This is a genomic window from Actinocrinis sp. (genome assembly GCF_035653575.1).
Classification (GTDB): domain Bacteria; phylum Actinomycetota; class Actinomycetes; order Streptomycetales; family Catenulisporaceae; genus Actinocrinis.
Window position 1 is genome coordinate 34528 of sequence record NZ_DASRBQ010000127.1, and the last position, 12857, is coordinate 47384.

The 12857-nt window shown below is 69.2% G+C and carries 17 protein-coding genes; 13 read left to right on the forward strand and 4 right to left on the reverse strand.

The window, feature by feature from the left end; genetic code table 11:
- Positions 1-78: 78 nt before the first annotated feature.
- On the forward strand, positions 79-870 hold the full coding sequence (locus VFA06_RS18545) for a DUF2993 domain-containing protein (protein ID WP_324841875.1): 792 nt from the start codon (positions 79-81) through the stop codon (positions 868-870).
- Between the two features lie 68 nt (positions 871-938).
- On the opposite strand, the gene VFA06_RS18550 is transcribed toward VFA06_RS18545, so the two are convergent.
- Complete coding sequence (locus VFA06_RS18550; protein WP_324841876.1) at positions 939-1169, reverse strand: cupredoxin domain-containing protein; 231 nt, start codon at positions 1167-1169, stop codon at positions 939-941.
- On the opposite strand from VFA06_RS18550, the gene VFA06_RS18555 reads away from it, so the two are divergent.
- The 5 genes from VFA06_RS18555 to VFA06_RS18570 all read left to right on the forward strand — a co-directional run bounded on the left by VFA06_RS18555 (position 1153) and on the right by VFA06_RS18570 (position 4421).
- Positions 1153-1965, forward strand: coding sequence for a sigma-70 family RNA polymerase sigma factor (locus VFA06_RS18555; RefSeq protein WP_324841877.1), 813 nt, complete (start codon positions 1153-1155; stop codon positions 1963-1965). The genes VFA06_RS18550 and VFA06_RS18555 overlap by 17 nt on opposite strands.
- Positions 1962-2744 (forward strand): zf-HC2 domain-containing protein, encoded by a 783-nt coding sequence (locus VFA06_RS18560; RefSeq protein WP_324841878.1) that lies wholly within the window; start codon positions 1962-1964, stop codon positions 2742-2744. The genes VFA06_RS18555 and VFA06_RS18560 overlap by 4 nt, the downstream gene beginning before the upstream one ends.
- A gap of 198 nt (positions 2745-2942) precedes the next feature.
- The gene (locus VFA06_RS26120; protein WP_369015811.1) at positions 2943-3020 is read left to right on the forward strand and encodes an Ms5788A family Cys-rich leader peptide; all 78 of its coding nucleotides are present in this window, start codon (positions 2943-2945) and stop codon (positions 3018-3020) included.
- Between the two features lie 220 nt (positions 3021-3240).
- On the forward strand, positions 3241-4074 hold the full coding sequence (locus VFA06_RS18565) for a sulfurtransferase (protein ID WP_324841879.1): 834 nt from the start codon (positions 3241-3243) through the stop codon (positions 4072-4074).
- Between the two features lie 56 nt (positions 4075-4130).
- Positions 4131-4421 carry a DUF1416 domain-containing protein gene (locus tag VFA06_RS18570; protein WP_324841880.1) on the forward strand — a complete coding sequence of 97 codons (291 nt, stop codon included), beginning with the start codon at positions 4131-4133 and terminating at the stop codon, positions 4419-4421.
- Between the two features lie 51 nt (positions 4422-4472).
- Here the strand turns inward: VFA06_RS18570 and VFA06_RS18575 are convergent, their stop codons facing one another.
- Positions 4473-4835 (reverse strand): DsrE family protein, encoded by a 363-nt coding sequence (locus VFA06_RS18575; protein WP_324841881.1) that lies wholly within the window; start codon positions 4833-4835, stop codon positions 4473-4475.
- A 102-nt stretch (positions 4836-4937) separates the two neighbouring features.
- Here VFA06_RS18575 and VFA06_RS18580 point away from each other — a divergent pair, with 102 nt between their 5' ends.
- The 6 genes from VFA06_RS18580 (at position 4938) to VFA06_RS18605 (ending at position 9190) form a co-directional block, all read left to right on the forward strand.
- Complete coding sequence (locus VFA06_RS18580) at positions 4938-5087, forward strand: hypothetical protein (RefSeq protein WP_324841882.1); 150 nt, start codon at positions 4938-4940, stop codon at positions 5085-5087.
- A gap of 41 nt (positions 5088-5128) precedes the next feature.
- Positions 5129-5632: an FABP family protein gene (locus VFA06_RS18585; RefSeq protein ID WP_324841883.1), complete on the forward strand. Its 504-nt coding sequence runs from the start codon at positions 5129-5131 to the stop codon at positions 5630-5632.
- Between the two features lie 68 nt (positions 5633-5700).
- On the forward strand, positions 5701-6138 hold the full coding sequence (locus VFA06_RS18590; protein ID WP_349260243.1) for a Fur family transcriptional regulator: 438 nt from the start codon (positions 5701-5703) through the stop codon (positions 6136-6138).
- Positions 6139-6166: 28 nt separating this feature from the next.
- Entirely contained in the window at positions 6167-7228 is a 1062-nt protein-coding gene (locus tag VFA06_RS18595; RefSeq protein ID WP_324841885.1) for a YgfZ/GcvT domain-containing protein, read from the forward strand.
- A 258-nt stretch (positions 7229-7486) separates the two neighbouring features.
- The gene (locus tag VFA06_RS18600) at positions 7487-8083 is read left to right on the forward strand and encodes an aerial mycelium formation protein (RefSeq protein WP_324841886.1); all 597 of its coding nucleotides are present in this window, start codon (positions 7487-7489) and stop codon (positions 8081-8083) included.
- Positions 8084-8155: 72 nt separating this feature from the next.
- Positions 8156-9190 (forward strand): asparaginase, encoded by a 1035-nt coding sequence (locus tag VFA06_RS18605; RefSeq protein ID WP_349260244.1) that lies wholly within the window; start codon positions 8156-8158, stop codon positions 9188-9190.
- Between the two features lie 33 nt (positions 9191-9223).
- Here the strand turns inward: VFA06_RS18605 and VFA06_RS18610 are convergent, their stop codons facing one another.
- Together VFA06_RS18610 and VFA06_RS18615 are read right to left on the reverse strand one after the other, a co-directional pair.
- On the reverse strand, positions 9224-10711 hold the full coding sequence (locus VFA06_RS18610) for an MFS transporter (RefSeq protein WP_324841888.1): 1488 nt from the start codon (positions 10709-10711) through the stop codon (positions 9224-9226).
- 62 nt (positions 10712-10773) lie between these two features.
- On the reverse strand, positions 10774-11370 hold the full coding sequence (locus VFA06_RS18615; RefSeq protein ID WP_414639929.1) for a helix-turn-helix domain-containing protein: 597 nt from the start codon (positions 11368-11370) through the stop codon (positions 10774-10776).
- A 55-nt stretch (positions 11371-11425) separates the two neighbouring features.
- Here VFA06_RS18615 and VFA06_RS18620 point away from each other — a divergent pair.
- A partial coding sequence (locus tag VFA06_RS18620; RefSeq protein WP_324841890.1) for an FAD-dependent oxidoreductase occupies positions 11426-12857 on the forward strand: 1432 nt, incomplete at its 3' end.

A 12857-nucleotide genomic window follows, 5' to 3' on the forward strand; every position in this document is an offset into this window, starting at 1 on the left:
GACCGGCGCGGCCGCGCGCTTTTCGACGGCCTTGTCACAGACCCGTTTCGAGTGCCGCCGAGCGGCTACCCTCACAAGATGACCGCGCCGAGCCCGGAGCCAGACCGCTACTACGGCAACTACTACGAGGACGAGCCCCCGGTCTCCGCACTGCGGCGGGCACCGCGCCAGCGCCGCCGCGGACTCGGCTGCCTCATCGCGCTCGTCATCCTGGCCGCACTGCTGATCGGGGCGGACCGGGTCGCCGCCGCGATCACCGAGAACCAGCTGGCCTCGAAGATCCAGACCAGCCAGAAGCTCAAGACCAAGCCCTCCGTCTCGATCGACGGCTTCCCGTTCCTCACCCAGGTCATCTCGCGGCACTTCGACCACGCCACCGTCGACCTGGACGACTACGACGCCAACGGCTTCCCGATCCAGCACATCCACGCGGACCTGCGCGGCGTGCACGTCTCGTCCGGGTACAACAGCGCGACTGTGGACACGCTCACCGGCACGGCCACGCTGAGCTACGACCAGGTCGCGGCAAAGCTCAGCTCGCTCCTGGAATTCGGCAAGATCACCCTGAGTCAGGGCAACGGCAACCACGTCAAGGCGTCTTACAGCGTTCTCGGGATCAGTGTGAGCGCGGACGTGCAGGTGAGCTTGGTGGGCGGCAACAAGCTCGACCTCAAGACGATGGGCTTCGACACGCCGCTCTCCGCGCTCGGCCTAAAGGTCGGCGACTTCGACAAGCAGATCCCGATCGGCGGCATGCCCTTCGGCATGCAGCTCAAGGACCTCCAAGTGACAGCCACCGGTGTCGACATCGCCGCCACCGGGCAGAACGTGGTGCTCACCGGGAACACGGTCAACAACAACAACGGCTAAGCGGATCAGCGGCCATCGCCCCTGCGCGACGCCGATGCCCTAATCAGCCGCCCGACTGCTTACCGCGCTCACTTCACGATAAGAGTGCCGTGCTTCATCGACGGGTGAATGGAGCAGTGGAACGAGTACGAACCCGGAGCGGTCGGTGCCGTGAAAGTTGCGGTACCGCCCGCCGGGACGCTCACGTCGAAGCCACCGGTCGAATCCGCGGTGACCGTGTGCATGACCGAGTCCTTGTTCACGACCGTGACCTGCGCCCCCGGCGACACAGTCAGCGGCCCGTTGAACGCGAAGCTCATGATGGTGATGGTGTTCGCCGTCGCCGCCGGAGCGCTGCCGCCGCCTGAAGGCATCGAGGACATCGCGGAGGACGAGGCCGAAGGCGCCGAACCGGCCCCCGCGCCCGAGGATCCCGCACTGGAACTGGAACAGGCTGCCACACCGGCCAGGGCCAAGGCCGTAGCGGCGGCACCCAACATGCGCGAGGATCTGTTCATGCACTGGACACGGATGCGGTCTCGCGCCGGTTCAGCTGAACGGAAAGGCCAGAGCAAACGTGATACCGGTATGGCGGCAAGCACCGAAGTCCTAGACGAGGCGGCTTTGCGTCTGCTGTACGCGGAACACTCCGGTCCCGTGCTGGCCTATCTGCTCAAGCTGACTCGGGATCGGGCACGAGCCGAGGACCTGCTTCAGGAAACGATGCTGCGTGCGTGGCGGCGGCCCGAGGCCTTCCAACCGGGCCGCGGCTCGGTACGCGCGTGGTTGTGCACGGTCGCGCACAACCTCGTCGTGGACGACGCCCGCTCGCGAGCCGCCCGCCCGACCGAGACCGAACTGACCGAGTACACGGAGCGCACCGAGGACGGGATCGACCCGTACGAGGCCGCGCTGCGGGCCTGGGAGTTCGCCGACGCGCTGGCCGCCCTCAGCGCCGAGCACCGAGCAGTCGTCATCGAGGTGTACTACCGCCGCGCGACGGTGAATGAGGCGGCACGCGCGCTCGGCATACCGCCGGGGACCGTCAAGTCCCGCACGTTTTACGCACTGCGCGCCCTAAGGCTCGCCTGTCAAGAAAGGGGGATCACACCGTGAGCGACCGTGTTCCCCCGTGCACCGCTACCCGTGATCCGTGGCTGCGCGAGGCCGTCGGGGCATACCTGCTCGGCGCGCTCGAACCCGAGGAGAACGACCGAGTCGCCGGGCACCTGGTCACCTGCGCGAGCTGCCGGGCCGAGTACGGCGAGCTCACCGAACTGCTGCCGCTGCTCGCCTCCGTCACCGAGACCGAAGCCGTCAACGGACCGGTGCGCCCGGAACCCGCAGTGCTCGGCCGAGTCCTGGAAACCGCCTCGCAGCAGGTCGCCGATGGCGCCGCCAGGCCCGGTTCGCCGGATCACCTTCACGGCGTGGAGCACGCACACCATCGCGGTCGCGGCTATCGGCCAGCGCGTACCAGCCTGCGTACCCGTATCGCACTCGCCGCTGCGGGCCTGATCGCCGCCGTTGGCACCGGCTTGGGTCTGCTGCTGGCCGGCGGCTCGCAGGTCGCGGCCGTCGCCGGCGCCTGGTCCGCGAGCACGAGCGTCTCCTCGCCCGGGTACGAGCGCATCAACGCGAGCGTCGAGGTCACTCCGGTCAGCTGGGGCTCGAACATCCAGCTGAAGATGGACAACGTGCCCGCCGGCTACACCTGCACCATGGTCGTGGTCAGCACGACGGGCACGCCGATGGTGGCCGGAACCTGGAAGGCCAGCGACGAGGAGTCGTTCACCATCCCGGGCTCGGTCTCCCTGGCGCCGGACCACATCGCGACCATCGAGGTGGACCTGCCGGACGGCAGCACCCTGCTCACCCTGAGCCACCCGCGCTGACGGTCCCCTAAACGGCCTAAACCGACCCGCAACCAGCCCCCGGTCCGCGCACACATACCCGGCTTCGGGGCCTCAAGCGGCACTGGAGCCGGTGGCAACTTGCGACGTCAGCAGCCGTTCTATCGTTTCGTGAGACGATTGTCTCGGAATCCGAGATGTTAATGACAGCTCACCCGGCTGCTCCCTAGTATCGACGGCATGAGGCCCCAGGCAGAGCTGACCAAGCGGCGCGCAGTCGACCTGTGCCGCGTCGCGGCCTGCCTGTGTTGCCGCTGAATCGCGCCTGACCGGCCCAGCCGGAAGGCTCCCGCGCCGGCCGACCGCGGCTCGAGCCCGTCCGAACCGGACCCGCGCTCGCCGCCGTCCACCATCCGGACACCGTCCAGCCGCCCCGCGACCAGGCGAGACCCCGAGCAACCGGCGGCCCGAGCCGCCCGCAAACCCTCTGATCAGCGTCAACACGCACCGGCAACACCAGCCCTGGAGGAATGAACTCATGAGCCGCACCGACGTCCTGGTCGACGCAGACTGGGTCGAGGCACACCTCGACGACCCGAAGGTGGTCGTCGTCGAAGTGGACGAGGACACCGCCGCCTACGACAAGAACCACATCCGCAACGCGATCCGGATCGACTGGAAGAAGGACCTGCAGGACCCGGTCCGCCGCGACTTCGTCTCCAAGGAGCAGTTCGAGGCGCTGCTCTCGCAGCGCGGTATCGCCAACGACGACACCGTGGTGCTCTACGGCGGCAACAACAACTGGTTCGCCGCGTACGCGTACTGGTACTTCAAGCTCTACGGCCACCAGGACGTCAAGCTGCTCGACGGCGGCCGCAAGAAGTGGGAGCTGGACTCGCGCGACCTGGTCGAGGAGGTGCCCAGCCGCGCTGCCACCCAGTACACCGCGCAGCCGCAGAACACCTCGATCCGAGCCTTCCGCGACGAGGTGGTCGCCGCGATCGGGGCGAAGAACCTGGTCGACGTGCGCTCCCCCGACGAGTTCTCCGGCAAGCTGCTCGCCCCGGCGCACCTGCCGCAGGAGCAGTCGCAGCGTCCCGGCCACGTGCCGAGCGCCAAGAACATCCCGTGGTCGAAGGCGGCCAACGACGACGGCACCTTCAAGTCCGACGCGGAGCTGACCGAGCTCTACCAGGGCGAGGGCGTGGACCTGTCCAAGGACACCATCGCCTATTGCCGCATCGGCGAGCGCTCGGCGCACACCTGGTTCGTGCTGCACGAACTGCTCGGCCAGGAGAACGTGAAGAACTACGACGGCTCGTGGACCGAGTACGGCTCGCTGGTCGGCGTGCCGATCGAGCTGGGCGCCTGAGCCCAGGGCCGGTCAGTCAGCCACGGGGACAGCGGCAGCGAGGAAGGAACGAGACCATGTGCGGTGCTACCACCGGCGGCCTGTCCCGGGAGGGGATCGACGTGTCGAAGGAAACCATCATCGAGGGCACCATCCAGCGTGACGGGACCCCGGTGACCGGCTACGTGCGCCTCCTCAACGAGGACGGCGAGTTCACCGCCGAGGTGCCCACCTCGGCGACCGGGGCGTTCCGCTTCTTCGCGGCCCCCGGTTCGTGGACGCTGCGTGCTCTGGTGCCCGGCGGGACCGCCGACCGCAAGGTCGTCGCCACGCAGGGCGAGGTCGCCGAGGTCCTGATCTCGGTCTGACCACCCGCCCGCACACAGGCGGGGGAGACGGACGGCGCGCGCACGGCTGCGTCAGTAGACGAGCGCCTGTACGTCGTCTCCCAGCACCTCCTGCACGAACAGCTGCGCCCCGGCGATCCGTACGCCGGGGCGCACGTCGTCTTCGGTGATGTCCCGCCGTGCTGCGCACTGCGTGCAGAGCGTCACCGTGCCGCCTTGAAGTACCGCAGTGAGAAGCTCCTCCAGCGGAGCGGAGTGCGGTAACTCGAACTGCGCCGCGCGGCCGGGCAACGCGAACCACGCGGATTCCCCGGTGAGCCACAGCGAGACCTGTGCGCCCGAGGCCACCCCGACCGCGGCCACCGTGAAAGCCTGCGAGCACCGCTCCGGCGCGTCCTCGCCCGCGGTGAGCTTGATGACCAGCTTTTTCGCCATGAGCGTTGAGCGTAGCGAGACTCACATCCGGTCGCGTCAGCGGTCCATCCGCGGCGCCCATAGACTGAAGCCGTCCAGGTGGCCGCGCCGCATGACGAATGATTGCGCCCGCGCAGCCACCGCCGCCGTTACGCACCCGGAGCGTCCACCGTGGAGACCTTCTTCACCGCCCTGCTCGTGGTGGTCTTCCTGCTCGTCACCTGGTTCGCCGGGTTCGTCGTGGTGAAGCTGTTCAAGGGCCAGACCCGCTAACCGGCCGCCGATCCAGACCGCACAGAGCCGAGAACCGCGCGATGCCTTTCGAGATCCCCGCCGACCTCGACCCAGCCCTGCTTCCAGTCGCCTTCCTGATCGGCGACTGGGCCGGCGTCGGACTCGGCCAGTACCCCACCATCGAGGACTTCCGCTTCGGGCAGGAGATCACCTTTTCCTACGTCCCCGGCAAGACCTTCCTCGACTACGAGTCCCGCTCCTGGCTGATCGACGAGAACGGCGAGAAGGTGCGCCCGCTGGCCCGTGAGCACGGCTACTGGCGGCCGCAGCCGGACAACACCCTCGAGGTCGTGCTAGCCCACCCGACCGGCTTCGTCGAGATCTGGCATGGCGCGATCGACAACGGCAAGATCGAGCTGAGCACGGACGCGGTAGCGCGCACCGCGACGGCGAAGGAGTACACCGGCGGCCATCGGCTCTACGGCCTGGTCAATGGCGACCTGTACTGGACCTTCGACATGGCCGCGATGGGTAAGGAACGCCAGAACCACCTGGCCGCACAGCTCAAGCGGGTCCGGGCTTAGCGCGTCCGCGTTTCGCGCGTTCGGTCGGTGCGCGAGCCGCGCCGTAAACTCGATACGTGGGCAGCACGATGGAGCAGTCCGACCTGACGAAGCAGCTACGGGCCAAGGGATACCGGCTGACTCCGGCACGTCAGCTCGTGCTCAGCGCGGTCTCCGGCCTCGAACACGCCACGCCCGATGCCATCTGTGCCGAAGTCCAGCGCACCGCGAGCTCCGTCAACCTCTCGACCGTGTACCGCACCCTCGAACTGCTTGAGGAACTCGGGTTCGTTACGCACACCCACCTCGGGCACGGTGCCCCCATCTATCACGCAGCCGCCGAACAGCAGCACTTGCACCTGGTCTGCCGCGTCTGCGGCCGGGTCACCGAGGCGCAGCCTGATGTGGCCGATCCGCTGGTCGAAAAGTTGCGTACGGAGCAGGGGTTCGAGATCGACGTCGCGCACTTCGCCATCTTCGGCCGCTGCGCCGACTGTGCGGCGCGAACCGGCGGCAGGTCGGAATAGCCCTTTCAAGAGCGAGGTTGCCGAAGATATGCCCAGCCCCGAGAGTTCCGCTTCCGCAGTCGACGCAGCAGCAGGCACGACCGGGTACCGCAGCCCGCTGCTCGATCTGCCCGGTGCGGTACCAGCCGAGTCGCCGGATGAAGGCGTCGCCGCGCACTACGGCAATCCGCACGCCGAGCAGCGCACGCTCGTCGAGGGCTCAGGATTCGTCGACCTGTCACACCGCGGCGTGGTCCGCATCGGCGGCAAGGAGCGGCTCAGCTGGCTGCACTCGCTGCTGACCCAGCACCTGACCGAACTGGCCCCGAACACGCCTACCGAGGCGCTGCTGCTCGACCCGCAGGGCCGGGTGGAGCACGCCCTCTACGTCGTCGACGACGGCGAGGCGACCTGGGCGCATGTCGAACCCGGCGCGGCGCCTGCGCTGGTCGCGTTCCTGACCAAGATGCGCTTCCTCCTCGATGTCGACCCGCAGGATGTCACGGCCGACTACGCGGTCGTCTACGAGGCTGACGCGTCTGGTCCGGTACCCGCAGGTGCGCTCGTACGTGGCCCGATCCAGCTGGGCGAGGCCACACAGGGCCGGGATCTCTTCCTCCCGCGCGCCGCTCTCAGCGACTACGCCGCGACACACTCGCACCCTGCCGGTACGTGGGCTTACGAGGCGCTACGAATCGCCGCGCACCGGCCGCGCGCCGGGCTCGAGACCGACGAGCGCGCCATCCCGCACGAACTGGACTGGATCAGCACCGCCGTCCATCTGGACAAGGGCTGCTACCGGGGCCAGGAAACCGTGGCGCGGGTGGAGAACCTTGGCCACCCGCCGCGCCGCTTGGTCTTCCTCCACCTCGACGGCACCCCCGAGCACCTTCCGGCACACGGCGATCCGGTCGAGCTCGACGGCCGCGCGGTCGGCATGGTGACCTCAAGCGCCCGGCACTACGAACTCGGCCCGATCGCGCTCGCGCTGGTCAAGCGGACCGTTCCGGTCGACGCGCAACTCACTGCAGGTGGGGTGGCCGCCGGTCAAGAGATCATCGTTTCCCCGGAGGCGGGCGGTAACGCACGCGAACGCCTGCGCGGACGATAGGACGAATGACCGGGCGACGACCGGAGAACAAGCCGGACCCTGGAAGGACGTAGCCAGGACGTCGACAGGACGGCCAAGTGGGGTCATATACCCTCTCAACGCTCGATATCGCTCATCCGACCGGGTGACAGTTGCGGTCCAGGGAGTCATCCGTCGGGCCAGCGTGCGACGATTCAGGCAAGTCTCACCACAGGTCCGGCCGCCGGGCCCGGACCGTCGACCCGGGGGAGTTGTCACCCCCAACTCCATGGGGGTGCGATGAGCGAACCGACACCGACCGAATCCACCGGCGCCAACGGTCCCAGCGCCGGCACCGCGGCTGCGAGCCCGCAGCGGCGCATCGACCGCGTGCTCGGCCGCGCGTTCATCGCCGACCTGCCGTCCCTTCCGGTGTCCGTGCTGCGGGAACGTCGCGCGGAGGCGAGCGCCGAGGAGAGCGATCTCTCATACCTTCGGCGGGTCCTGCACGGCCGGCTCGACATAATCGCCGCGGAATGCGCCCGGCGCGCGGGCGGCGACCAGAGCCCGCTGGTGGCGCGGCTGGCCGAGATCCTCGCCGACGCGCCGTCCAGCCGAATCGCCTCCGCCCGGCATCTGGGCCTCGGCGGCGAGGCCGCGATCGGCGAGTACCGGGCGGCAATGGAGGCCAGGCTGCGCGAGCTCGCCCTGCCCGACCTGGCCGCCTGCTCGGAGCGCACCCTCCGGGATACCGCCGCCGCGCTCTCGGTCTGTGAGCGCGAGGTGTCTGATCTGCGACGCAGAGTACAAGGGGTTGCCGACGCCTGTGCCGCGGACCTGGCTCGCCGGTACCGTGAGGGCGAGGCGGCCATCGACGATCTGCTCGCCGCGGACTAGCCGGCCGTCGCCGGCCCCGTCCGGCAGCCGCCTCGCCGACACCGAGAGCGGAGACCCTGCATCCCGATGATGATGGCCAGCACCGACCCGGCCGATCCCACCCCGATCGGCTCCTCGAACGCTTCCACCGGCCCCACCCCGGCCGGCCCCGTTCCCTCCACCTTCCCCGCCGAGCCGGTCCTCGCCGAGATCGTCCGCTCCGGCTTCATCGAGGGCGCCCACCGCGGCCGCCTGGTTCTGCTCGACGCGGACGGCTCGATCCGGCTCGCCGTGGGAGACGTGCAGGCGCCGATCCTGCCCCGCTCCTCGAACAAGCCGATGCAGGCCACCGGCCTGCTCGACGCCGGACTCGACCTGACCGGCGCGGAGCTGGCGCTCGCCGCGGCCAGCCACGCGGGCGAGCCTTTCCATGTGGACGGAGTACGCAAGATCCTCGCCGGAGTCGGCCTCGACGAATCAGCGCTGCGTACCCCGCCGAGCCTGCCCCTCGACGACGACGCCCGGCATGCCGAACTGTTCGCGGGCAGCGCCCCACGGCCGATCTACTCCGACTGTTCGGGCAAGCACGCCGCGATGCTCGCGGTCTGCGTACGCAACAGATGGGACGTCGCGGGATACCTCGACCCCGCGCACCCGGCCCAGCGCATCATCCGCGACGCGATCGAAAGGCTCGCAGGCGAACAGATCGCGTACGACGCGGTAGACGGATGCGGCGCCCCGTTGCTCGGTCTTTCCCTCGTCGGCCTGGCATCGGCATTCCGCGCGTGCGTTACGGCGCCCTCCGGAACCAACGCACGTAAGGTTGCTGACGCTATGCGTACCCATCCCGAGTATGTCGCGGGAACGCAGCAGCTCGACACCCTGGCGATGCGCGCGGTAAGCGGTCTGCTCTCGAAGAGCGGCGCAGAGGCCGTACACGCCGCCGCACTGCCTGACGGTCGCGCCCTCGCCTTCAAGATTTCCGACGGCTCGAAGCGCGCCAAGCCGGTCATACTCGCCGAAGCGCTGCGCAGGCTCGACGTTCGGTCCGAGGTCCTCGATCAGCTGGGGACCTTGCCTCTGCTCGGCGGCGGCTCGGTGGTCGGCGGCATCCGCGCGGCATTCTGATCAGCCTGAGCACGGCAGGCCGCCGATCGAGCGTTACGCGTTGCGGTCGGCTCGCAGCGGCGGTCCGGCGATCGCGCAATGCATCTCACGCTTCTGCTGCTCCTGGGGCCGCGTCAACCGCGTCGGAATCGCTACCGCGGCGATGATAGATCCTACGACGAGCAACCCCGCGCAGATGTACATCGAGGTGCGATAAACCGGCGCCAACGTCGCCGGGTTGGTCAGGCTGCCTGTGCCCAACCCGGCGGCCAGCGGCAGTACCGCTACCGCGAGCAGTCCGGCCGCCCGCGCGACCGCATTGTTCACCCCGCTGGCGATCCCGGCGCGGCTCTCGTCGAGCGAGCCCAGTGCGGTGGCGGTCAGCGGCGCGACGTTCAGCGAGGTGCCCAGTCCGAGCACGATCACGGCCGGTAGCACCGTCGCCGGATAGAACGCGTGCGGACCGATGCGCGAGAACAGCAGCATCGCCGCCGCGCACACCAGCGGCCCGAAAGTCATCGGCAAGCGCGGCCCGATCCGCTGCGCCAGCGCGCCGGATCGAGCCGAGAGCAGCAGCATCAACACCGTGATCGGCAGCATCGCGGTACCGGCGGCCAGCGCGCTGTATCCCGCGACCACCTGAAGATTCAGCACGACCAGGAAGAACACTCCGCCCAGCGCCGCGTAGACAGCGAAGGTGGCCAGATTCGCCGCGGTGAAGGCCCGGGATCGGAACACGTCGAGCGGCAGCATCGGATGCGCCGAGCGCCGCTCCGTGAACACGAACCCGATGAGCGCTGCCACGCCGACGCTCAGCGACGTGGCCACACCGGTCGAGCCCGGACCGTTCGTCGGCCACGCGGTGAACCCGTACGTCAACCCGCCGAGCGCGGCCGCGGCCAGCACGACACCCGGCACGTCGAGGCTCCGGGCCGCACGCGGATCACGCGACTCGGGGATGCGCCGGAGGGCGACCGCCACGACCGCCGCGGCCAGCGGCGCGTTGATCAGGAAGACCAGGCGCCAGGTGGAAACCTGCACCAGCCAGCCGCCGAGGAAAGGCCCCAGCGCGCCCGCGATCCCGCCGAGGCCCGACCACGCTCCGATCGCGCGGCCTCGGTCGTCCGGATGGAATGAGGCCTCGAGGATCGCCAGCGACCCCGGCGTCAGCAGCGCGCCGCCGATCCCCTGCACCACCCGGGCCGCAATCAGCACTTGGACGTCGGGCGCGAGACCGCACAGCAAAGAGGCCGCGGCGAACCAGATCACACCCGTGACGAACACTCTGCGGCGCCCGAAACGGTCCCCGAGCGAGCCGCCGAGCAGGATCAGCGACGCGAGGCTGAGTGTGTATCCGTTGACCGTCCACTGCAGCGCCGCCGCCCCGGCATGGAACTCGCGCCCGATGTGCGGGAGCGCGATGTTCACCACGGTCGCGTCGATGAAAGTCAGCGCCGAACCGAGCACAGTGGCAAACAGCACCCATCGACCCGCCGGTGATCCGTACCGCACCAGTTGCCGCGGTTGATCGACCACTGTCACGGCTTCTCCTCGCGTCACATGGATACCCCAGCCACGATAAGCGCTCAGAGGCAGTTCGGGTCTTACGAATCGGCTTTGCGCGATCGCGGCCGGGCGCGTACGTGCATCCGCTCGCCCTGCGGCCCGAAGAGGGTCAGCAACTCGGCGGGCGCCCCGCCGGCGCTGCCGAACCAGTGCGGGGTGTGCGTGTCGAACTCGGCGACCTCGCCCTCCTTCATGATGAAATCCAGGTCCGCGAGGCGCAGCCGGACCTGGCCGGACAGCACGTACATCCACTCGTAGCCCTCGTGGCTGGCCTGGTCGCGCTCGGGGTCGTGGGCCGGCAGCAGCATCTTGTACGCGCGCAGGCCGCCGGGCCGGTGGTTGAGCGGGATCAGCGTGCGGCCGTGCAGCTGCACCGGCTTGCCGTGCACCCTCGGGTCGCCCTGTTCCGGCATGCCGACGAGTTCGTCGAGCGGCACCTGATAGGCGCGTCCCAGGGCGAGCAGCAGTTCGAGCGTCGGTTTCCGGCCGCCGGACTCGAGCCGGGAGAGCGTGCTGACGGAGATGCCGGTGTCCGCCGACAGGCCGCTGAGCGTCAAGCCGCGCTGGCGGCGCAGCTCCCGCAGCCGCGGGCCGATCGCATCGAGCACGGGATCGTCGTTCGTCATAGGTTCCATTGCTCTTTCGGCAAAGAAATTTGTCAAGTCGGCGCGGTCGGCCGATGGTGAATACATGGACGAGCGGCATGAGCACACTGACGAGAAGTTCGACGAAGCGCACGAGGCCTACGAGGTGGTCGTGGTCGGCGGCGGCGCGGCCGGGCTAAGCGCCGCGGTCGCGCTGGCCCGCTCCCGCCGGTCGGTCCTCGTGATCGACTCGGGGGAGCCACGCAACGCCCCGGCGGGCCACGTGCACAACTTCCTGACGCGAGACGGCACGCCACCGGCGCAGATCCTCGCGCTCGGCCGGGACGAGGTCGTCCGGTACGGCGGCCACGTCGAAAGCGGCCGGGTCACCGCGGTAAGCCGGGAGGGCGAGCGCTTCCGCGTCGAGATCGGCGACCAAACCGTCACGGCGCGGCGCCTGCTCCTGGCGACCGGCTTGCGCGATGAGCTGCCGGACATCCCGGGCCTGGCTGAGCGCTGGGGAATTGACGTGCTGCACTGCCCCTACTGCCATGGCTGGGAGGTTCGCGATCAGCGCATCGGCGTGCTCGCGACCAGCCCGGCGGTCATGCACCAGGTGCTGCTGTTCCGGCAACTCAGCGCTCGCGTGACGCTGCTCCAACACACCGCGCCACCCCTGACCGACGAGAACCGCGAGCAGTTGCGCGTGCTCGGCGTCACGGTCGTCGAGGGCCAGGTCACGCAAGTGGAGTCCGGCGACGGCGGTCTGACCGGAGTCCGGCTCACAGACGGCACCCACGTAGCCCTCGACGCTCTCGTCGTCGCGCCGCGGTTCACTGCCCGGACCGAGCTGGCCGAGTCGCTCGGCCTGACACCGACCGAGGTCCAGATGGCCGGCGAAGTGATCGGCACTCAGATCGAGGCGAACCCGGCCGGAGCGACGAGCGTGCCCGGAGTCTGGGTCGCCGGAAACCTCGCCGCGGTACAGGCGCAGGTCATCTCGTCCGCGGCATCCGGTCTGACGGCCGGTGCGGCGATCAACGCGGACCTGGTCATGGAGGACGTCAAGCGCGCAGTCGAGGCGGGTCGCGAACACAGCGAGAGCGCCTGGGACGAGCGGTATCAAACCCATGGCCACAAGCACCATTGGAGCGGTGAACCGAATCCGGCGCTCGTCACAGAGGTCGCGAATCTGACGCCTGGTACCGCATTCGACGCCGGCGCAGGCGAGGGCGGTGACGCGGTCTGGCTGGCATCGCATGGTTGGAAGGTCACCGCGGCGGACATCTCCAACGTGGCCCTCCAGCGCGCGCAGGAGCTAGCGCGCAAACGCGGCCTGGACATCACGTGGCTGCACGCCGACCTCGCGCTGACCCCGATCCAAGGCACCTACGACCTCGTTACATCGCACTACATGCACATGCCCCGCGCCGCGCGCGAATCGGTCTACCGCAATCTCGCGGCGGCCGTGGCCCCAGGCGGCACGCTGCTCATCGTGGGCCACGACCCGAGCGACCTGCTCACCACGGTCCCGCGCC

Excerpts from the sequence above, each read along its gene's own strand:
- VFA06_RS18545 (WP_324841875.1), top strand. The coding sequence starts at position 79 with ATGACCGCGCCGAGCCCGGAGCCAGACCGCTACTACGGCAACTACTAC.
- VFA06_RS18550 (WP_324841876.1), bottom strand. The coding sequence starts at position 1,169 with ATGAGCTTCGCGTTCAACGGGCCGCTGACTGTGTCGCCGGGGGCGCAG.
- VFA06_RS26120 (WP_369015811.1), top strand. The coding sequence starts at position 2,943 with ATGAGGCCCCAGGCAGAGCTGACCAAGCGGCGCGCAGTCGACCTGTGC.
- VFA06_RS18565 (WP_324841879.1), top strand. The coding sequence starts at position 3,241 with ATGAGCCGCACCGACGTCCTGGTCGACGCAGACTGGGTCGAGGCACAC.
- VFA06_RS18570 (WP_324841880.1), top strand. The coding sequence starts at position 4,131 with ATGTGCGGTGCTACCACCGGCGGCCTGTCCCGGGAGGGGATCGACGTG.
- VFA06_RS18575 (WP_324841881.1), bottom strand. The coding sequence starts at position 4,835 with ATGGCGAAAAAGCTGGTCATCAAGCTCACCGCGGGCGAGGACGCGCCG.
- VFA06_RS18585 (WP_324841883.1), top strand. The coding sequence starts at position 5,129 with ATGCCTTTCGAGATCCCCGCCGACCTCGACCCAGCCCTGCTTCCAGTC.
- VFA06_RS18590 (WP_349260243.1), top strand. The coding sequence starts at position 5,701 with ATGGAGCAGTCCGACCTGACGAAGCAGCTACGGGCCAAGGGATACCGG.
- VFA06_RS18595 (WP_324841885.1), top strand. The coding sequence starts at position 6,167 with ATGCCCAGCCCCGAGAGTTCCGCTTCCGCAGTCGACGCAGCAGCAGGC.
- VFA06_RS18600 (WP_324841886.1), top strand. The coding sequence starts at position 7,487 with ATGAGCGAACCGACACCGACCGAATCCACCGGCGCCAACGGTCCCAGC.
- VFA06_RS18605 (WP_349260244.1), top strand. The coding sequence starts at position 8,156 with ATGGCCAGCACCGACCCGGCCGATCCCACCCCGATCGGCTCCTCGAAC.
- VFA06_RS18615 (WP_414639929.1), bottom strand. The coding sequence starts at position 11,370 with ATGGAACCTATGACGAACGACGATCCCGTGCTCGATGCGATCGGCCCG.